This is a genomic window from Mesorhizobium sp. WSM4842, from assembly GCF_055901575.1.
On record NZ_CM148372.1, the window covers coordinates 473,927 to 492,105 of the forward strand.

An 18,179-nucleotide genomic window follows, 5' to 3' on the forward strand; every position below is an offset into this window, starting at 1 on the left:
GGCGGGAACAGAAAGAAGGAGGCGAAACGATATGCAGCACGAACGCGAAATCGACGCCCTGCTCTCATCTGGCGAGGGATCGATCATCGACCGGCTGATGGCGCTGCCGCATCCAAAACATGGTGCGCGCAGTGCAAACGAATGGGATCGCGCGGTCGCCAGCCGCTTTGAGACCCATCTTGCGAGACAGATGCGCTCGCAGATCGACGGCAAAGGCGACCGCAAGGACGCTGCCTAATCCCGACTATCCCCTACGCAGCCTGACCGGCGCTTCGCCGAAAGCTCTGGAAAACGCCCTGGAAAATGCCGCGGCGGACGAGAACCCTGTTCGCCCGGCAATGTCGGCCATGGCCACGCGCGTGTCGACCACCAGCCGGCGCGCGGCACCCAGCCGCAGCCTGAGATAATAAGCGCCCGGCGTCTCGCCGATCGACTTGCGAAAGATGCTTTCCAGCGTTCTTGCCGTCACGCCGGCGCGCTTCGCCACCGCGGCGATGGTCAGCGGCTGGTCGACATGCGCTTCCATCAGCCGGATGGCTTGCGCCAGCCGCGGATCGTAGCCGTCGAGGCGGCCGAGCGAGACCAGCGGTTGCGCATCGGTCGCCGCCCGCGCCTGGTCGTAGATGAAGACACTTGCCACATCGAGCGCGACGGCCATGCCGAGCCGCGTGCGGATCAGATGCAGCATCAGGTCGAAGGTCGGCGAGGCGCCGCCCGAAGTGAAGACCGGCCCGTCGATGACGTAGCGGTCGGGGCGTACATCGACGCCGGGAAAGGCCGACGAGAAATCCTCCATGTCCTCCCAATGGGTGGTGGCGCTGCGCCCTTCCAGCAGGCCGGCGCGGGCCACAAGCCAGGTGCCGGCTTCGACGCCGCCGCAGGCGCGCGCGGCGCGCGCCGCACGGCGCAGGCCGGAAAGCAGGGCCGACGTGGCATAGTTCTGCGTGCCGAAACCGGCGACGACGACAAGCATATCGGTTGTATCCGCCGCATCGAAGCGGCCGCTGACCGCAACCGGCAGGCCGCATGTGGTGACTGGCGCTTCGCCGGTCACCGAGACCAGCCTGAAATCGAACAGCGTCTCGCCGGCAATACGGTTGGCGGCACGCAGCGGATCGACGGCCGATGCCACGCACATGATTGACGAACCGGAAAACACCAGCAGCGTCACCTTGAGCGGCGAGCGCTCGGCGCGAAAGATCGAAGGCTTTTCGGTTTTCATCATACGCTCTTCGTAAAACGCAAAACAGTTTCCGGCAAGTCAGGCATTGTTGCCATCTGTTCGATCGAGCCCATGTTTGATCGGAGCCGTCTGTGCCGATTGGGAGAGTCCGATGCCGCTTGCAATGAACCGTGAGGTTTTCATAACCTGTGCCGTGACCGGGTCCGGCAGCTCGCAAGATCGAAGCCCGCATGTGCCGCGTTCGCCCAAGCAGATCGCCGATTCGGCCATCGATGCGGCAAAGGCGGGTGCGGCGATCGTCCACTGCCACGTGCGCGATCCCGAAACCGGCAAGCCGCGCCGCGACGTGCAGCTTTATCGCGAGGTAACCGAGCGCATCCGCGCGGCAGACGTCGACGTGGTGCTGAACCTGACCGCCGGCATGGGCGGCGATATGGTGTTCGGTTCGCCGGAAAACCCACTGCCGCTGAACGAGAAAGCCACCGATATGGGCGGCGCGAGCAACCGCGTGGAACATGTGCGCCAGTGCCTGCCGGAGATCTGCACGCTCGACTGCGGGACGATGAATTTCGCCGAAGCCGACTATGTTATGACCAACACGCCCGGCATGCTGCGCGCCATGGGCGCAATGATGACGGCGCTCGGCGTCAAACCGGAGATCGAGGCCTTCGACACCGGCCATCTGTGGTTTGCCAAGCAATTGGTCGAGGAAAAGGTACTGGATCCGGACGCGCTCGTGCAATTGTGCATGGGCGTGCCATGGGGCGCGCCTGATGATCTCAACACCTTCATGGCCATGGTCAACAACGTGCCGTCGAACTGGAATTGGTCGGCGTTTTCTATCGGCCGCAACCAGATGGCCTACGCCGCCGCTGCGGTGCTGGCCGGCGGCAATGTCCGCGTCGGGCTCGAGGACAATCTCTGGCTCGACAAGGGCGTGCTGGCGACCAATGCGCAGCTGGTCGAGCGGGCGGTCAGCATCGTGTCGAACATGGGCGCAAGGGTCATCGGCCCGGATGAGGTGCGCAAGAAGCTCAACCTGACGAAGCGCGCGCCGCTTTGAACAAGCAATCGGTAGGGAGGAGCCGCCGATGAAGACCGTGAAATTCACCGCGATGAAGGACGGCGACCGCGACGATTACGCCTTCCTCACCGAGCACGAGATCGACTATGCGGCGAAGACCGGCGAACGGCTGCTTGACGCGCTTATCCAACTCGACGAAGGCCTCTCCGGCTATAAGATCACCCGGCTCGGTCATTCGCTGCAGGCGGCGACGCGCGCATGGCGCGACGGCGCCGACACCGACTGGCTTGCCTGCGCGTTGCTGCACGACATCGGCGACATCTACGCACCGTACAATCACGACGAATATGCAGCTTCGATCCTAAAACCTTTCGTGCGCGAGCAGTGCACCTGGGTGGTGGAAAAGCACGGCGACTTCCAGCGCCTCTATTATGCCCACCATCTCGGCGGCAATCCCCATGCGCGCGACCGTTTCGCCGGCCACCTTTATTTCGACGATTGCGACCAGTTCTGTGAGCGCTGGGATCAGTCGAGCTTCGATCCGGATTACGAGACGTTGCCGATCGACTTCTTCCGGCCCTTCGTGCTCGAAGTGTTCGCGCGCAGAGCCTATGACGCCACAGTGATCCGTGCCGGCGAACGCGTGCCCCTCATCGATTCCAAAGTAGCCAGGACAAGAACCGGAGCCTCCGCATGAGCATCATCACCAAGGCGGCTGCCATCGGCGGCGGCGTCATCGGCGCCGGCTGGGTCGCGCGCCTGCTCTTGAACGGCATCGACGTGTCGATCTTCGATCCCGATCCCCAAGCCGCGCGCAAGGTCGGCGAAGTGATGAAAGGCGCGCGCCGCGCCTACAAGCAGATGCTGCCCGGCGGCGTGCCAAAAGAGGGCAAACTGACCTTTGCCAAGACCATCGCCGATGCTGTGGCCGACGCCGATTTCATCCAGGAAAGCGTGCCGGAACGGCTCGACCTGAAACACCGCGTGCTGGCCGAGATCGACCTTTATGCGCCGGCCAACGCCATTGTCGGCTCCTCGACCTCCGGCATCAAGCCGACCGACATGCAGGTGGCGATGAAGGAGCATCCGGAGCGGCTGGTCGTCGGCCATCCGTTCAACCCGGTCTATCTCTTGCCTCTGGTCGAGATCGTCGGCGGCGAACAGACCTTCCCCGAGGCCCTCGAGGTCGCCAAGGAGATGTACGCCTCGATTGGCATGAAGCCGGTGGTCATCCGCAAGGAGATCGAGGCTTTTGTCGGCGACCGCCTGCTGGAGGCGGCATGGCGCGAGGCGCTGTGGCTGATAAAAGACGGCATCTGCACGGTCGAGGAACTCGACGACATCATGCGCTATGGCTTCGGCCTGCGCTGGGCGCAGATGGGCATGTTCCAGGTCTACCGCGTCGCCGGCGGCGAGGCCGGCATGCGCCATTTCATGGCGCAGTTCGGGCCATGCCTGAAATGGCCATGGACCAAGCTAATGGATGTGCCGGAGTTCAACGACGAGCTGGTCGACCTGATCGCCACCCAGTCGGACGACCAGGCACATGGCCTGTCAATCCGCGAGCTCGAAAAGATCCGCGACGACAATCTGGTCGCGATCATGGAGGCGCTGTCGAAGCAGAACAAAGGCAAGGGTTGGGGCGCCGGCGCCTTGCACAAGGACTATACCAAGCAGCTCGCCAAGCTTGCGGCGAAGAAGCCCGCTACTTCCAAGGCGGCCGAAAAGGCGAAGGCTGAAAAGCCGAAGAAAAAGAAGAAAGGCTGAGGCCATGGATTTTGGTCTTTCGGAAGAACAGAAACTCATCGTCGAGACGACACGCGCCTTCGTCGAGAACGAGCTCTATCCGCATGAGCGCGAGGTCGAGCGCACCGGCGTACTGCGCCGCGAACTGATCGAGGAGATCAAGGCCAAGGCAATCGAAGCCGGGCTCTATGCCGCCAACATGCCAACGGAAGTCGGTGGCGCCGGGCTCGATACGGTGACCTGGCTGCTTTACGAAAAAGAGCTCGGCCGCGCCAATTACGCGCTGCATTGGACCTGCGTGGCGCGGCCTTCCAACATCCTTCTGGCCGGCACGCCGGAGCAGCGCGAGAAATATCTCTATCCCTGCATTCGCGGCGAGAAATGGGATTGCCTGGCGATGACCGAGCCGGGCGCCGGCTCCGATCTGCGCGGCATGAAGGCGACCGCCGTGCAGGATGGCGACGACTGGGTGCTGAACGGCACCAAACACTTCATCAGCCATGCCGACCTCGCCGATTTCGCCATCGTCTTCATGGCCTCGGGCGAAGAGGAGACGCCGCGTGGAAAACGCAAGAAGATCACCGCCTTCTTCGTCGACAAGGGCACCAAGGGTTTTACGGTGCGTGACGGCTACCGCAACGTCTCGCACCGCGGCTACACCAATGCCATCCTCGAATTCGACGATTGCCGGCTGCCCGGAGCCCAGGTTCTCGGCGAGGTCCACAAGGGTTTCGACGTCGCCAATTCGTGGCTTGGCGCAACCCGCCTGCAGGTCGGCGCGACCTGTCTCGGCCGGGCCGAGCGGGCGCTTGGTCACGCCGTCGAATATGCCGCGCAGCGCCAGCAGTTCGGCCAGCAGATCGGCAAATTCCAGGGCGTGTCGTTCAAGCTCGCCGACATGGCGACCGAACTGAAGGCCGCCGACCTGATGGTGTTCGAAGCCGGCTGGAAGTACGATCAGGGCACCGTCACCGATCAGGACATGGCCATGGCCAAGCTGAAGGCCACCGAAATGCTTGCCTTCGTCGCCGACGAGGCGATCCAGATCCATGGCGGCATGGGGCTGATGGACGATCTGCCGCTGGAGCGCATCTGGCGCGACGCCCGCGTCGAGCGCATCTGGGAAGGCACTTCGGAAATCCAGCGCCACATCATTTCACGGGCGCTGCTGCGCCCGTTCGGGGGCTGATCAATGCACAGGCTTGAACGTCTTCTGCGCCCGCGAACGATCGGCGTGTTCGGTGGCGCGCAGGCCGCCGCCGTCGTCGCGCAGTCGATCAAGATGGGCTTTGCCGGCGAGATCTGGCCGGTGCACCCGAGCAAAGACGAAGTCGCCGGCCGCAAGGCCTACCGTTCGGTAGCCGATCTACCCGGCGCCCCCGACGCCGCCTTTGTCGGCGTCAACCGGCATTTGACCATCGAGGTGGTCAAGGCGCTGGCCGAACGCGGCGCCGGCGGCGCCGTCTGCTTTGCCGCCGGCTTCCTCGAGACCGAGGCCTATGACGAGGACGGCGAGCGGCTGCAGGCCGAGCTGGTCGCTGCGGCGGGCCAGATGCCGATCATCGGACCGAACTGCTACGGCCTGATCAACTATGCCGACGGCGCACTGCTGTGGCCCGATCAGCACGGCGGCATCAGGCTGGCCGAGGGCGGCCGCGGCGTCGCCATCATCACCCAGTCGTCGAACATCGCCATCAACTTGACCATGCAGAAGCGCGGCCTGCCGATCGCCTTTCTGATGACGGCCGGCAACCAGGCGCAGACCGGCCTCTCCGAAATGGCGCTTGGCCTAATCGAGGACGACCGCGTCACTTCGCTCGGCCTGCATATCGAGGCCTTCGATTCGGTAGCCGGCTTCGAAAGACTGGCCGCGCGGGCGCGTGAGCTGAAGAAGCCGATCATTGCCATGAAGGTCGGCCGCTCCGAGCAGGCGCGGCAGGCGACGGTTTCGCACACTGCATCGCTGGCCGGGTCGGATGCCGCCTCGGGCGCCTTCCTGAAGCGGCTCGGCATCGCCCGCGTCGATTCGATCCCGGCCTTCATCGAGGCGCTCAAGCTGCTGCACGTCACCGGCCCCCTGCCCGGCTATCGGCTGTCGTCGATGAGCTGTTCGGGCGGCGAGGCGTCTGTGATGGCCGACAGCGCCGAAGGCCGCAGGGTGAACTTTCCGACGCTGACCGATACGCATCGCGCCCACGTCAAATCGACGCTCGGGCCGCTGGTAGCGGTGGCCAACCCGCTCGACTACCACACGTTCATCTGGAACAACGAGCCGGCGATGACCGCCACCTTCACCGCCATGGTGTCGGGCGGTTTCGACCTCAACATGCTGGTGCTCGATTTCCCGCGCCCCGACCGCTGCTCGGACACCGACTGGTGGGCGACGCTGCGTGCCTTCGAATCGGCGCTGAAGACCAACAAGGCGCAAGGCGCGATCGTCTCGTCGCTGCCGGAGAACCTGCCCGAGGAATACACCGCCGGCCTGATGGCACGCGGCATGGTGCCGTTGTTCGGCATTTCCGAAGCCATGGATGCCGCCCAGGCGGCAGCCTTCATCGGCTGGGCCTGGCGCGAGCCGCAGGCGCAGCCGATCGACACCTCCGCTTCCGGGGCGCCGGCCGGCGACCATGTCACGCCTGATGAGGCCGAGGCGAAAGCGCGGCTGATCGAGGCTGGGCTTCCCGTGCCGAGGGGCGAACGCGCCGGCAATGCGGTCGAGGCGGTCATCTCCTCGATGGCGCTCGGCTTTCCGGTGGCGATGAAGGCTTTGGGCGTCACCCACAAATCCGAGCTCGGCGCGGTGCGGCTCAACCTCAGGGATGCCGAATCCGTCAGCACCGCCGCCCATGATCTCGATGCGCTAGGCACCGGCCTCTATGTCGAGCGCATGGTGCGCGACGGCGTCGCCGAGCTGCTCGTCGGTTTCACCCGCGACCCGATGTTCGGCGCGGTGATGACGCTCGGCACAGGCGGGGTGCTGGTCGAGCTGCTGCGCGACAGCGTCACTCTGATGCTGCCGGCAACCCGCGACGACATCGAGGCAGCGCTGCGCGGGCTCAAATTGTTCCCGCTGCTTGAAGGCTATCGCGGCCGGCCCAAGGCCGATGTCGCGGCGGCCATCGATGCGATATCAGGCATTGCCGCCTTCGTGCAGCAAAATGCCGGCGAGATCGAGGAGCTCGACATCAACCCGCTGATCGTCTGCGCGCAAGGCAGGGGCGCCTGGATCGCCGACGCACTGCTGGTGCTGGGAGAGAACAAAAATGTCTGACGTCATCACCACCCGCCGCGAGGGCACGATCCTCGAAGTCGTGCTCGACCGGCCCAAGGCCAATGCCATCGACCTGAAAACGTCGCGGCTGATGGGCGAGACGTTCAAGGCGTTCCGCGACGATCCGGATCTGCGAGTTGCCATCGTCAAGACCGCCGGCGACAAGTTCTTCTGTGCCGGCTGGGACCTCAAGGCCGCGGCCGGTGGCGATGCGGTCGACGGCGACTATGGCGTTGGCGGGTTCGGCGGACTGCAGGAATTGCGCGACCTCAACAAGCCGGTGATCGCCTGCGTCAACGGCATGGCGGTCGGCGGCGGCTTCGAGCTGGCGCTGTCCTGCGACCTCATCTACGCGTCGGATCATTCCTCCTTCGCGCTGCCGGAAATCCGTGCCGGCACGCTGGCCGACGCGGCAACGATCAAGCTGCCGAAGCGCATCCCCTATCATGTCGCCATGGACCTTTTGCTCACCGGCCGCTGGATGGATGTCGCAGAGGCGCATCGCTGGGGCCTGGTCAACGAGGTGCTGTCCAAGGAGAGGCTCGAGGACCGCGTCTGGGAGATCGCCCGGCTGCTCGCCGGCGGCCCGCCGCTGGTCTTTGCCGCGATCAAGGAGACGGCGCGGGTCGCCGAATCGCTGACCTTCCAGGACGCGATGAACCGGGTGACGCGGCGCCAATTGCCGACGGTTGACGCACTGTACGGCTCGGAGGACAATCTCGAGGGCTTTCGCGCCTTTGCCGAAAAGCGCGACCCGGTGTGGAAGGGGAAATGATACTGCGGAGATGATGGCGTTTCTTCCCACCCCCCTCTGGCCTGCCGGCCATCTCCCCCGCAAGGGGGGAGATTGGCAGCTTCGGCCCATCCGCCCTTCCTGCCGCGCTGGAGATTGGCGAAAGCCGATGCGACATCCAATCTCCCCCCTTGCGGGGGAGATGTCCGGCAGGACAGAGGGGGGTGTCCAGGCGAATTCATTGCGATCCGGTCAGCGCTCATGACCGACTACAAAAAACTCATAGACGCCGAGACATGGGCCTTCATCGAGCGGACCAATTCCTACTATCCGTCGGATACGATCGACTACACAATCGCCCAGCAGCGTCCGATCTACGACCGCATGTGCCGCGAGTTCTTTGCCGGCTATCCCCAAGGCGTGACGGCTGAAACCACCGTCATTGCCGCGCCCGCGCACGACGTCCTGATCCGCATTTATCGCAGCGCGGCGCCGAACGCCTCTGCGATGGTGCTCTATGTCCATGGCGGCGGTTTCATCCTCGGCGGACTCGATAGCCATGACGATGTCTGCGCCGAGCTTTGCGCTCGCACCGGCTATGAAGTGGTTTCGGTCGACTATCGGCTGGCACCCGAGCATCTGCATCCGGCCGCCTTCGACGACGTGATGGGCGCCTTCGAATGGGCCACCTCAACCTACGAATGCCCCGTCCTGCTTTGCGGCGACAGCGCCGGCGGCAATCTCTGCGCCTCCGTCAGCCATGCGACGCGCGGCCACGCGCGAAGGCCGATCGGCCAAATGCTGATCTATCCCGGCCTCGGCGGCGACCGCTCGCAAGGATCCTATGTGACCCATGCCGAGGCGCCGATGCTGACGGTGCGCGACCTCAATTTCTACAAGGATATCAGGACCGGCGGCGAGGACCGCACTGGCGACCTCACTCTGTGGCCGCTTGCCGACGCCGATTTTGCCAATCTGCCGCCGACCGTGGTGATCACCGCGCAATGCGACCCGCTGTCGTCAGACGGCGAGGCCTATCGCGACCGCGTCGTTGCGGCAGACGGCCACGCCTTCTGGTTCGAAGAGCCGGGGCTGGTGCATGGTTATCTCAGAGCCCGGCATACGGTCGGCCGCGCGCGCTCGAGCTTTACCCGGATCGTCGACGCGGTAGCGGTTCTGGGACGCGGCGAGTGGATCTGGTAAGGGGTCTAGCCCACCCCGCGTGATGCCGCGCGGCCGGCGCTGCGGCCCGGAAAAGATGCAGCCGCCGAGAAACGTGCCTTCCAGCGCCGCGTACCATGAGCGAATCGACGAGGAAGATGCCGCCGAGCGACTGGCCCGGCTCCTGGTCGACAATGATGGTCTTCTTGCCGGCCTCGGCCAGTTCGGCCGCGGCGACGAGACCGGCAAGGCCGGCGCCGACAATGATCGCATCCGCATCGTCAGCCATTTTGTTTGACCATGATCTTATCCGAAAACCGGTTCCCACTTTTCGCTGGCGCGGACCTTCGGTTCGGGATCATGGTCAGCCTAAACCGTCTCCCAGCCTTCCTTCTCGCCGGCGCGGAAGATGGCGTCGATGACCTTCTGGTTGAGCACCGATTCCTCCAGCGTGAAGACGCGGTCCGTGCCGCCCTGTGCCGCCCGCGCGAACGCCTCGACCTCCAGCCGGTATTGCTGCATCCCGGGGAAGCGGAACACTTGCGCCTCGCTATGGTTCTGGTTGTGCAGCTCGACGCGATGGTGGTCATAGATTCCGGCGTTGAACGGCGAAAGCACCTCGATGAAACCCTTCTCGCCGTGGAATACCATCACCTGCCGCGCCGCCATCTGCGTCGACAGATAGAACGACAATTCGAAGTCGCCGAAATCGGCGCGGATCGAAGAATAGATGTCGGTGCCGAACGTCTTGTCGCGCTCGATCGTCGCCTGGACGCGCAGCGGCTCCTTGCCCGTCGAAAAGCGCGTCGACACCGTCGGGTAGACGCCGATGTCGGGCAGCGCGCCTCCGCCGAGGTCGAGCTGGTTGCGCATGTTCTTGGGATCGACATTGTAGTAGGAAAACGCGCCCTGCACATGGCGCAGCCGGCCGATGGCGCCGTTGGCGATCAGCTCGCGAACCTTGATCCACTGCGGGTGGTAGACGACCATGAAGGCTTCGCAGACGAGCACGTTTTTGGCGTCGCGCAGCTTGATCAGCGGCGGAATGTCGTTGGCATCGAGCGCCAGCGGCTTCTCGACCAGAACATGCTTGCCGGCTTCGATCGCCTTGGCGGTCCATTCGACATGCTGCGCGGTCGGCAGCGGGATGTAGACGCCGTCGATGTCCCTGGATGCGAGCAGCTCGCTATAGGAACCGAAGGCATGGGGCGCGCCGAAACGGTCGGCCAGGGCGCGGGCTTTCGACAGGTCGCGGCTGGCGATCGCCGACAGTACACCGTTCTCCGCCTCGACCATTGCAGGCAAAAGATGCTCGCGGCCGATCTTGGCCGTCGACAAAACACCCCATCGGAACATCAGGCTTCTCCCTCTTTAGATTGCAGGCGTCGAGGTTTGCCTGAAATCGGCAAAAAAGCCAATGAGAAGCATGGCAGCGAGCAAGGCGATCGTCTGCGGCTTGTTCGGATGCCGGCGCTGCCCCATAGCTTCTCTCCCCGCTCTCGCGGGGGCGAGGAAGAACCGCTCAACCCCTTCTACCTGTAAGCGTCATGTTGAAGTCGACGACGTTCGAATAGATCGGCGTGCCGACATCCATGCCGTAGCGCGACCGCAGCACCTTGCCGGTGACATGGAATTTTATCGTGCCTGCCTTGAGACCGGCGAGCTCGGCCGTGAACTTTTCCGAAAAAGTCTTGCCGCGCGCCGTCAGCCGACCGGTGACGAGGGCTGACGTCTCGCCGATGCGTCTCACGCTGGTCGAGCGGAACTGGATTTCCGGGTTGTTGGCGGCGTCGAACACCGCGTCGGAGCGAAGGAAGGCGTCGACGCGGCTCTGGCCGGTGCCGACGCTTTCGGGAAAGATGGTGATATTGACGCGGGAGCGTCCGACATCGCTGTTGTCGATGCGGATCGAGCCCTTGAAGCGGGCGAAGGCGCCGGCGAGCCCGCCGCCGCCGGCCTTGCCGACGGAGAAACGGATGCTGGAACCGGCCGGGCTGATCGTGTAGCTGCCGGCAGCGTCGCTGAGCGCGACCGCCGCGAAAACAGGCATGGCAAGGCAACTGGCGACTGCTGCAAATCCGAAGATGCGTGCAACCATGGGCGTGATCCTTTTTTAGCGCCCTCGCCCTATTAACGAATGAGCCGCCTGCTCTATTCCGCGCTGTGATCCGACGAAGGCGTGATCATGCGCGTCAGTACTACGTCCTTCAGCCAGAAATGATGGCGCAGCGCCGCGGCGAAATGCAGGGCGACAAGTCCGATGCCGGCATAGGCGAGATACCAATGCGCCGAGGTCCAGAAGCTTTCCGCCGGGTCCGATTCCGCGAGTGGCAGGTCCGGCATGACGAACAGGTTGAACGGCACGCTCGGTATCTCCAGCATCGACACTGATACCAGTGCCCAGCCGGACAGAGGCAGCGCAAGCTGAAACACGTAGAGCGCAAAATGGACGAGCGGCGCCACGCGGCGCTCTAACGGCCCGACCGAGCGCGGCAGCGCCGGCACCGCATTGCCGAGCCGCCAGGCAATGCGCAGGATCACCAGCCCGAGCAGCAGAAAGCCGAAGGATTTGTGCAGCTGAATCAGTTCGAAGGCGGTGCGCTGGCTGGACACCCGCATCATAACAAAGCCGAGCACGAACTGGCCGATGAAGATCGCGGCGATCAGCCAGTGAAGGACGATTGCCGCCCAGCCGTAGCGGGTCGCAGAGTTTGTGATCCATATGGGCATGGGAAGTGAACGATGGCCGGGGCCGCCTTCTTCCACCCTCCCCCTTGTGGGGAGGGTCGCGCAGCAAATGCCGCCAAGCAGCTTTTGCGAAGCGGGATCTCGTAGGGCGCTACCCCCACCCCGTCTCGCAGCCTCCGCTTCGCTTCGACTGTGAGCCGACCCTCCCCACAAGGGGGGTGGCTTACCCGCTCATCTTGAAGAAATCGACGAAGGCTCGCAGCGCCGGCCGCATCTGGCGGCGGCTCGGATAGTAGACGAAAAAACCGTCGAAGGGCGGGCACCAGTCCTCCAGCACGCGAATGAGCTTGCCGTCGGCAATGGCATCGCGAACATAATCCTCGAATACGAAGGCAAGGCCGGCGCCGTCGATCGCCGCATTGGCGATAAGATGGTCCTCGTCGAGGATCAGCGGCCCTTGCACCGCCAGCTCGATCTCCTCGCCGTCCTTCTCGAATTCCCAGCGGTAGAGAATGCCGCTGGAGAAGCGGAAGCGGAGGCAGCGGTGACCGGCGAGATCGTGCGGATGGCGCGGTCTGGGCATGGTTGCGAAATAGGATGGCGCGCCGACGACGGCGCCGCGAAGGTTTGGCCCGACGCGCACCGCGATCATGTCGCGCTGCAGGCTCTCGCCGAGCCGGACGCCGGCGTCGAAGCCGCCTTCGACCACATCGGTGAAGCGGTCTTCGATGACGATCTCCAGCACGATGTCCGGATAGGCCGATGCAAAGGCGCCGAGCCGCGGCGTCAGCGCCAGATGCGCGGCGGTGCGCGGCACGGTCAGCCGAAGATTGCCGGCCGGCCGGTCGCGCGCCTCGACCGCCGCTTCCAGGGCCAGATCGATCTCCGACAGCGCCGGTCTCAGCCGCTCGAGCAGCTGCGCGCCCTCCTCGGTCGGGGCGACACTGCGCGTGCTGCGCGCCAGGAGCCGCACGCCGAGACGTGCCTCCAGGCTGGACACCGCATGGCTGACCGCCGATGGCGCGATGGCGAGTTCCCTGGCCGCGCCGCGAAAGCTGCCGCACTGGGCGACGGTTGCCAGCACCGCAAGCTGGGAAAGATGGGTTCGCGTCATTGATCTATTTCTTGGAACAGCCCGTGCAAATGAGAGCCGATTATCGAACGCGATGCAAGACGCTATTTCCGTCGCATCACAACAAGGAGACTCGTGATGCAAACCCGCAAGCTTGGAACTGAACTCGAAGTCTATCCGGTCGGCCTCGGCTGCATGGGGATGAGCTTCGTCTATGGCGGCCAGGAAGAGAAGGCGTCGATTGCCACGCTGCACCGCGCCGTCGAGATCGGCGTCAATTTCTTCGACACGGCCGAGGTCTATGGCCCTTACGAGAACGAGATCCTGCTCGGCAAGGCGCTGAAGCCGGTGCGCGACCAAGTGACGATCGCGACGAAATTCGGCTTCAAGATTCTCGAAGAAGGCAACGGCGTCGAGCGCATGGCGGGTGTCGACAGCCGCCCCGAGCACGTCAAGGCGGTCGCCGAAGCGTCGCTGAAGCGGCTGGGCACCGAGGTGATCGACCTGTACTACCAGCATCGCGTCGATCCCAATGTGCCGATCGAGGATACGGTCGGCGCCATGGCCGAGCTGGTGCGCGAGGGCAAGGTGCGCGCGCTCGGCCTGTCGGAGGCGAGTGCGGCGACCATTCGCCGGGCGCATTCGGTGCATCCGATATCAGCCGTGCAGAGCGAATATTCGCTGTGGAGCCGCGATCCGGAAGAAGAGGTGTTTGCCGTCTGCCGCGAGCTCGGCATCGGCTTTGTCCCCTACAGCCCGCTCGGCCGCGGCCTGCTGACCGGCATGATCGCCAAGCCCGAGGTGCTCGGAGCCGACGACTGGCGGCGTGGACTACCGCGCTTCCAGGCCGACGCCATGGCGGCCAATGCGGCTGTTATCGCGACGCTGGAGACAATGGCTGCGGAGAAGGGCGTGACGCCGGCGCAGCTGGCGCTCGCCTGGGTGCTGCATCAGGGCGATTTCATCGTGCCGATCCCCGGCGCGCGAAAAATCCGCCATCTGGAACAAAATGCGGCAGCGGCACAGATTGCGCTGAGCCAGGCGGAAGTGGCGGCGATTGGCGACGCCCTGTCGCCGGAGAAGGTCGTCGGCAAGCGCTACACTGAAGAGCTGCTGGCGCTGGTCAATGGGTGAACGGTGATCGACGGAGTAATCGAAACGGGGCGTTTCGGCGCCCCTTTTTCGAGCGCCGCGCAATGCAAAAATAATTGCAAGACGTGGGCGTGAGACACCCCCTCTGTCCTGCCAACTTCTGCGGAGATAGGCTCACCACGGCACAACAGTGATCGCCATGTGCCCGCAGCCGTCACGCCCGTAGCACGCCACCGGTCTGCTTATGCACATTCTCGACGATGCGCTTTGCCAGCGCCTCGAAATCCTCGTCGGTCAGCGTCTTTTCGACCGGCTGGATCGATACTTCAATGGCGATCGATTTCTTGGCTGCGCCGAGTGCGGCACCTTCGAAAACATCGAAGACCGAGACGTTGGTGATCAGTTTCCTGTCGGCGGCACTGGCTGCGCGGGTCAGTGTGCCGGCTTCGACCGCCTTGTCGACGACGAAGGCGAAATCGCGCTTGACCGCCTGGAAGGCGGACAGCTCCAGTCTCGGCTTTGTCCGCGTCGGCTTGGCCTTCGGCTCGGGCACGGCATCGACGAAAACCTCGAAACCGCAGAGCGGCCCGGAGACGTCCAATTCCTCCAGCGTCTTCGGGTGGAATTCGCCGAACGTGCCGAGAACGACTTTAGGCCCGAGCTTGATCGTGCCGGAACGGCCGGGATGATACCAGGCCGGGCCGCCGGCCTCGATCTGCAGCCGCTCGACCGGCGCGCCGCAGGCTTCGAGTGCTGCGATCGCGTCGGCTTTGGCGTCGAACACGCCGACCGAACCGGCATTGCCGGCCCAATGACGGCCGGAACCGTCGAGCTTGGCCGTGCCGCGCCGCACGCCGGCGGCGACGCGCCGCTGCTGGTCGGCCGCATCGCCCTCATAGGTGCCGGACACTTCGAACAGCGCGACATCGCCGATGCCCTTGTCGGCATTGCGCTGCGCGGCGGCGATCAGGCCCGGCAGCAGCGACGGCCGCATGTCGGACATGTCGGCAGCGATCGGGTTGGCGAGCTTGAGTGCTATCTGACCGCCGCCGAACAGTTCGGCATGTTTTGCCGGAATGAACGACCAGGTGACGGCCTCCATCATGCCGCGCACCGCCAGCGCCCGCTTGGCGGCGCGGGTGCGGACCTGCAAGACAGTCAGGATCTTGGGGTTGACGGCATCATGCGCGCCGAGCGGCTGCGGTGCGATATTGTCGACGCCATGGATGCGCATGACTTCCTCGACCAGGTCGGCCTTGCCGTCGACATCCGGCCGCCAGGACGGAACCGCCACATTGACGACATCGCCCGCGCCTTCCGGCTTGAAGCCGAGGCGGGCAAGAATGTCGAGGCTTGTCGAGCGCGGTACCTCGATGCCGATCAGCCGCTTCACTTCCGACAGTGGGAAGGACACGATCTTGGGTTTGTGACCGCCATAGCCGGCCACCTCGATTTCGGTCGGCGTGCCGCCGCAGAAATCCAGCACCAGCTTGGTCGCCAGTTCCACGCCTGGCACCATGAATTCCGGGTCGACACCGCGCTCGAAGCGATAGCGCGCGTCGCTGATGATGCCGAGCGTGCGGCCGGTGCGGGCCGTGGTGATCGGATCCCAAAGGGCCGATTCGATCAGCACGTCGGTGGTGTTCTCGTCGCAGCCGGAATGCTCGCCGCCCATGATGCCGGCGATCGATTCGACGCCGTCCTCGTCTGCGATCACGCACATGTCAGGCGTCAGCGTGTATTCGCGGCCGTCGAGCGCCAGCACCTTTTCGCCATCGCGCGCCCGGCGCACGGTAAGGTTGCCGGCGACCTTGCTCGCGTCGAACACATGCAAGGGCCGGCCGCGATCGAAGGTGACGTAATTGGTGATGTCGACCAGCGCGCTGATCGGCCGAAGACCAATGGCGATCAGCCTTTGCTGCAGCCATTTCGGCGACGGGCGGTTTTTCACGCCGCGCACCAGACGCAGCGCGAAACCGGGGCAGAGCTCAGGCGCCTCGATCGTCACCTTGACCGGGCACATGCCGCTGCCGGCATGCGGCATGATTGCTCCGCCGACGAGTCGGCCGAGGCCGCTGGCCGCCAGATCGCGAGCGATGCCGTAGACACTGGTCGCATCCGGCCGGTTCGGCGTCAAATTGATCTCGATCAACGGGTCGTCGAGATGCGCATAGGCGGCGAAGCTGGTGCCGACCGGCGCATCCTCCGGCAGATCGATGATGCCGTCATGCTCGTCGGACAATTCCAGCTCGCGCTCGGAGCACATCATGCCGTGGCTTTCGACGCCCCTGATCTTGCCGACCGTCAGCGTCACGTCGATGCCGGGAATATAGACGCCGGGTGCTGCAAAGGCGCCGATCAGGCCCGCGCGGGCGTTCGGCGCTCCACACACAACCTTCACGGGGGCCTTGCCGTCGCCGGTATCGACCGTCAGCACGCGCAACCGATCGGCGTCGGGGTGCTGCACCGCCGTCAGCACCTTGGCGATGACGAAGGGTTTTAGGCTCGATCTGTCGTCGACATGCTCGACTTCGAGGCCGATCGAGGTCAGCCGCTCGACGATGTCGGCCAGCGAGGCGTCGGTCTCGAGGTGATCCTTGAGCCAGGAGAGGGTGAATTTCATAACCGTGTTCCGTCTGGTCTGGGTACGCTGGTCTTCAAATGGCGCGGCAGCGCGTCGGGCATGTGCAGGAAAGGAAGCTGCTCGCGCACATGGGCGTGGTGCGTCGGCTTGAAATAGGCCGGCATGTCCATGGCGCCGAGCATGAAATAGATGTGGTCGGCCAGCCGCTCGTCGACATAGGCGATCGGCGAGCCGCAGATACCGCAAAAGGAGCGCGTCACCGGCCCGTTCTCGAACATCTTCAGCGCCTTGCCCGTGAAGGCGACCTGCTCGGTCAGGAAGCCGACGAAAGCCGACACCGGCGCGCCGCTGGCCCGCCGGCAATCGCCGCAATGGCAATAGCTGACATGGTGCGGCTCGGCCGAAGCCTCGAACCGCACGGCGCCGCAGCGGCAGCCGCCGGTGTGGGCCGCTGTCATGCGCTCAAGCCCCCGAATAGCGTCGGCATGTCGAGCGGCCGGAAACCGTAATGCGACAGCCAGCGCACATCGGCGTCGAAGAAGGCGCGCAGGTCCGGCATGCCGTATTTCAGCATGGCGATGCGATCGATGCCCATGCCCCAGGCAAAGCCCTGATATTCGTCGGGATCGAGCCCGCCATATCTCAGCACATTGGGGTGGACCATGCCGCAGCCGAGGATCTCCATCCAGTCGGAGCCTTCGCCGAAGCGCACCTCGCCCGGCCGCGAACGGTCGCACTGGATGTCGACCTCCATGCTGGGTTCGGTGAACGGGAAGAAGCTCGGCCGGAAGCGCATCTTGACCTGCGGCACCTCGAAGAAGGCCTTGCAGAACTCCTCCAGCACCCATTTCATGTTGGCGACGTTGGCTGATCTGTCGATCACCAGCCCTTCGACCTGATGGAACATCGGCGAGTGCGTGGCATCGGAATCCTGCCGGTAGGTTTTTCCGGGAATGACGATGCGGATCGGCGGCTTCTGCACCTCCATGGTGCGGATCTGCACCGGCGAGGTGTGGGTGCGCAAAAGCTTGCGCTCGCCCTTCTCGTCCGGCTGGAAGAAGAAGGTGTCGTGCATCTCGCGCGCCGGATGGCCTTCCGGGAAATTCAGCGCGGTGAAATTGTAATAATCGGTCTCGATATCGGGGCCTTCGGCGATGGCAAAGCCGAGATCGCCGAAGATCGCGGCAATCTCGTCGCTGACCTGGCTGATCGGATGGATGCGGCCGCGCTCGGCCGGCGATTGCCGCACCGGCAATGTGACGTCGACCTTTTCCGCCGCGAGCCGTGCGGCGATCGCCACGTCCTTCAGTTCGGCGCGCCGCGCGGTAAGCGCCTCGGTGATGCGGTTCTTGAGGCCATTGATAGCCGGGCCCTTTATCTGGCGCTCTTCTGCGCTCATCGAGCCGAGCGTCTTCAGCATTTCGGAGATCGAGCCCTTCTTGCCGAGCGCTGAAACACGCACGGCTTCGATCGCCTGCTCGTCGGCGGCCGACGCAATGTCGCTCATCAGGGAATTTTCGAGAGTTTCCATGTCACTCATGTTTCAGGCCCGATTGGAGGCAAAGAAAAACCCGCGCCAGCCCTGCCAGCGCGGGTTTCCCAAATCAAGTGTCGAAGTGCTTGGG

The 18,179-nt window shown here is 64.4% G+C and carries 17 protein-coding genes and 1 pseudogene; 9 read left to right on the forward strand and 9 right to left on the reverse strand.

The window, feature by feature from the left end; all coding sequences use genetic code 11:
* The first annotated feature begins 31 nt into the window (after window positions 1-31).
* Window positions 32-238 carry a hypothetical protein gene (locus AC0NIE_RS02140; RefSeq protein ID WP_473484395.1) on the forward strand — a complete coding sequence of 69 codons (207 nt, stop codon included), beginning with the start codon at window positions 32-34 and terminating at the stop codon, window positions 236-238.
* A 6-nt stretch (window positions 239-244) separates the two neighbouring features.
* On the opposite strand, the gene AC0NIE_RS02145 is transcribed toward AC0NIE_RS02140, so the two are convergent.
* Window positions 245-1,225, reverse strand: a complete 981-nt coding sequence (locus AC0NIE_RS02145) for a GlxA family transcriptional regulator (RefSeq protein ID WP_473484397.1) — start codon at window positions 1,223-1,225, stop codon at window positions 245-247.
* 109 nt (window positions 1,226-1,334) lie between these two features.
* On the opposite strand from AC0NIE_RS02145, the gene bcoG reads away from it, so the two are divergent.
* The 7 genes from bcoG (at window position 1,335) to AC0NIE_RS02180 (ending at window position 9,160) form a co-directional block, all read left to right on the forward strand.
* A complete protein-coding gene (gene bcoG, locus AC0NIE_RS02150) occupies window positions 1,335-2,246 on the forward strand; it encodes a 3-dehydrocarnitine:acetyl-CoA trimethylamine transferase BcoG (RefSeq protein WP_473484398.1) in 912 nt (303 codons plus the stop codon).
* Between the two features lie 28 nt (window positions 2,247-2,274).
* The gene (locus AC0NIE_RS02155) at window positions 2,275-2,904 is read left to right on the forward strand and encodes an HD domain-containing protein (RefSeq protein WP_473484400.1); all 630 of its coding nucleotides are present in this window, start codon (window positions 2,275-2,277) and stop codon (window positions 2,902-2,904) included.
* Window positions 2,901-3,974 carry a 3-hydroxyacyl-CoA dehydrogenase NAD-binding domain-containing protein gene (locus tag AC0NIE_RS02160; protein WP_473484402.1) on the forward strand — a complete coding sequence of 358 codons (1,074 nt, stop codon included), beginning with the start codon at window positions 2,901-2,903 and terminating at the stop codon, window positions 3,972-3,974. Before AC0NIE_RS02155 ends, AC0NIE_RS02160 begins: the two co-directional genes overlap by 4 nt.
* A 4-nt stretch (window positions 3,975-3,978) precedes the next feature.
* Complete coding sequence (locus tag AC0NIE_RS02165) at window positions 3,979-5,142, forward strand: acyl-CoA dehydrogenase family protein (RefSeq protein WP_473484404.1); 1,164 nt, start codon at window positions 3,979-3,981, stop codon at window positions 5,140-5,142.
* Window positions 5,143-5,145: 3 nt separating this feature from the next.
* Complete coding sequence (locus AC0NIE_RS02170; RefSeq protein WP_473484406.1) at window positions 5,146-7,224, forward strand: acetate--CoA ligase family protein; 2,079 nt, start codon at window positions 5,146-5,148, stop codon at window positions 7,222-7,224.
* Window positions 7,217-7,999: a carnitinyl-CoA dehydratase gene (locus tag AC0NIE_RS02175; RefSeq protein WP_473484408.1), complete on the forward strand. Its 783-nt coding sequence runs from the start codon at window positions 7,217-7,219 to the stop codon at window positions 7,997-7,999. The genes AC0NIE_RS02170 and AC0NIE_RS02175 overlap by 8 nt, the downstream gene beginning before the upstream one ends.
* Window positions 8,000-8,218: 219 nt before the next feature.
* On the forward strand, window positions 8,219-9,160 hold the full coding sequence (locus AC0NIE_RS02180) for an alpha/beta hydrolase (protein WP_473484410.1): 942 nt from the start codon (window positions 8,219-8,221) through the stop codon (window positions 9,158-9,160).
* 58 nt (window positions 9,161-9,218) lie between these two features.
* Here AC0NIE_RS02180 and AC0NIE_RS02185 read toward each other — a convergent pair.
* From AC0NIE_RS02185 to AC0NIE_RS02205, 5 genes and pseudogenes are all read right to left on the reverse strand, one after another.
* Window positions 9,219-9,407, reverse strand: a pseudogene (locus tag AC0NIE_RS02185) (FAD-binding protein); the annotation flags it as partial.
* Between the two features lie 80 nt (window positions 9,408-9,487).
* Window positions 9,488-10,474: a Gfo/Idh/MocA family protein gene (locus tag AC0NIE_RS02190; RefSeq protein WP_473484412.1), complete on the reverse strand. Its 987-nt coding sequence runs from the start codon at window positions 10,472-10,474 to the stop codon at window positions 9,488-9,490.
* Window positions 10,475-10,640: 166 nt separating this feature from the next.
* Window positions 10,641-11,216 (reverse strand): YceI family protein, encoded by a 576-nt coding sequence (locus AC0NIE_RS02195; protein ID WP_473484414.1) that lies wholly within the window; start codon window positions 11,214-11,216, stop codon window positions 10,641-10,643.
* Between the two features lie 53 nt (window positions 11,217-11,269).
* Window positions 11,270-11,848, reverse strand: a complete 579-nt coding sequence (locus AC0NIE_RS02200; RefSeq protein ID WP_473484416.1) for a cytochrome b — start codon at window positions 11,846-11,848, stop codon at window positions 11,270-11,272.
* A 181-nt stretch (window positions 11,849-12,029) separates the two neighbouring features.
* Complete coding sequence (locus tag AC0NIE_RS02205) at window positions 12,030-12,920, reverse strand: LysR family transcriptional regulator (protein WP_473484418.1); 891 nt, start codon at window positions 12,918-12,920, stop codon at window positions 12,030-12,032.
* 96 nt (window positions 12,921-13,016) lie between these two features.
* Here AC0NIE_RS02205 and AC0NIE_RS02210 point away from each other — a divergent pair, with 96 nt between their 5' ends.
* Window positions 13,017-14,012: an aldo/keto reductase gene (locus tag AC0NIE_RS02210; RefSeq protein WP_473484419.1), complete on the forward strand. Its 996-nt coding sequence runs from the start codon at window positions 13,017-13,019 to the stop codon at window positions 14,010-14,012.
* A gap of 172 nt (window positions 14,013-14,184) precedes the next feature.
* Here the strand turns inward: AC0NIE_RS02210 and pheT are convergent, their stop codons facing one another.
* The 3 genes from pheT to pheS are packed head-to-tail and all read right to left on the reverse strand — an operon-like array spanning window position 14,185 to window position 18,094.
* Window positions 14,185-16,593: a phenylalanine--tRNA ligase subunit beta gene (gene pheT, locus AC0NIE_RS02215; protein ID WP_473484420.1), complete on the reverse strand. Its 2,409-nt coding sequence runs from the start codon at window positions 16,591-16,593 to the stop codon at window positions 14,185-14,187.
* Window positions 16,590-17,012 carry a GFA family protein gene (locus tag AC0NIE_RS02220; protein WP_192361611.1) on the reverse strand — a complete coding sequence of 141 codons (423 nt, stop codon included), beginning with the start codon at window positions 17,010-17,012 and terminating at the stop codon, window positions 16,590-16,592. The genes pheT and AC0NIE_RS02220 overlap by 4 nt, the downstream gene beginning before the upstream one ends.
* Window positions 17,009-18,094 carry a phenylalanine--tRNA ligase subunit alpha gene (gene pheS, locus AC0NIE_RS02225; RefSeq protein ID WP_473484421.1) on the reverse strand — a complete coding sequence of 362 codons (1,086 nt, stop codon included), beginning with the start codon at window positions 18,092-18,094 and terminating at the stop codon, window positions 17,009-17,011. The genes AC0NIE_RS02220 and pheS overlap by 4 nt, the downstream gene beginning before the upstream one ends.
* Between the last annotated feature and the right edge of the window lie 85 nt (window positions 18,095-18,179).

Bases quoted from the DNA above. Each gene is read 5' to 3' on its own strand.
- AC0NIE_RS02155 (WP_473484400.1), top strand. From the start codon at position 2,275: ATGAAGACCGTGAAATTCACCGCGATGAAGGACGGCGACCGCGACGAT.
- pheT (WP_473484420.1), bottom strand. From the start codon at position 16,593: ATGAAATTCACCCTCTCCTGGCTCAAGGATCACCTCGAGACCGACGCC.
- AC0NIE_RS02190 (WP_473484412.1), bottom strand. From the start codon at position 10,474: ATGTTCCGATGGGGTGTTTTGTCGACGGCCAAGATCGGCCGCGAGCAT.
- AC0NIE_RS02220 (WP_192361611.1), bottom strand. From the start codon at position 17,012: ATGACAGCGGCCCACACCGGCGGCTGCCGCTGCGGCGCCGTGCGGTTC.
- AC0NIE_RS02140 (WP_473484395.1), top strand. From the start codon at position 32: ATGCAGCACGAACGCGAAATCGACGCCCTGCTCTCATCTGGCGAGGGA.
- AC0NIE_RS02160 (WP_473484402.1), top strand. From the start codon at position 2,901: ATGAGCATCATCACCAAGGCGGCTGCCATCGGCGGCGGCGTCATCGGC.
- AC0NIE_RS02205 (WP_473484418.1), bottom strand. From the start codon at position 12,920: ATGACGCGAACCCATCTTTCCCAGCTTGCGGTGCTGGCAACCGTCGCC.
- AC0NIE_RS02210 (WP_473484419.1), top strand. From the start codon at position 13,017: ATGCAAACCCGCAAGCTTGGAACTGAACTCGAAGTCTATCCGGTCGGC.
- bcoG (WP_473484398.1), top strand. From the start codon at position 1,335: ATGCCGCTTGCAATGAACCGTGAGGTTTTCATAACCTGTGCCGTGACC.
- pheS (WP_473484421.1), bottom strand. From the start codon at position 18,094: ATGAGTGACATGGAAACTCTCGAAAATTCCCTGATGAGCGACATTGCG.
- AC0NIE_RS02145 (WP_473484397.1), bottom strand. From the start codon at position 1,225: ATGATGAAAACCGAAAAGCCTTCGATCTTTCGCGCCGAGCGCTCGCCG.
- AC0NIE_RS02175 (WP_473484408.1), top strand. From the start codon at position 7,217: ATGTCTGACGTCATCACCACCCGCCGCGAGGGCACGATCCTCGAAGTC.
- AC0NIE_RS02200 (WP_473484416.1), bottom strand. From the start codon at position 11,848: ATGCCCATATGGATCACAAACTCTGCGACCCGCTACGGCTGGGCGGCA.
- AC0NIE_RS02195 (WP_473484414.1), bottom strand. From the start codon at position 11,216: ATGGTTGCACGCATCTTCGGATTTGCAGCAGTCGCCAGTTGCCTTGCC.
- AC0NIE_RS02170 (WP_473484406.1), top strand. From the start codon at position 5,146: ATGCACAGGCTTGAACGTCTTCTGCGCCCGCGAACGATCGGCGTGTTC.
- AC0NIE_RS02165 (WP_473484404.1), top strand. From the start codon at position 3,979: ATGGATTTTGGTCTTTCGGAAGAACAGAAACTCATCGTCGAGACGACA.
- AC0NIE_RS02180 (WP_473484410.1), top strand. From the start codon at position 8,219: ATGACCGACTACAAAAAACTCATAGACGCCGAGACATGGGCCTTCATC.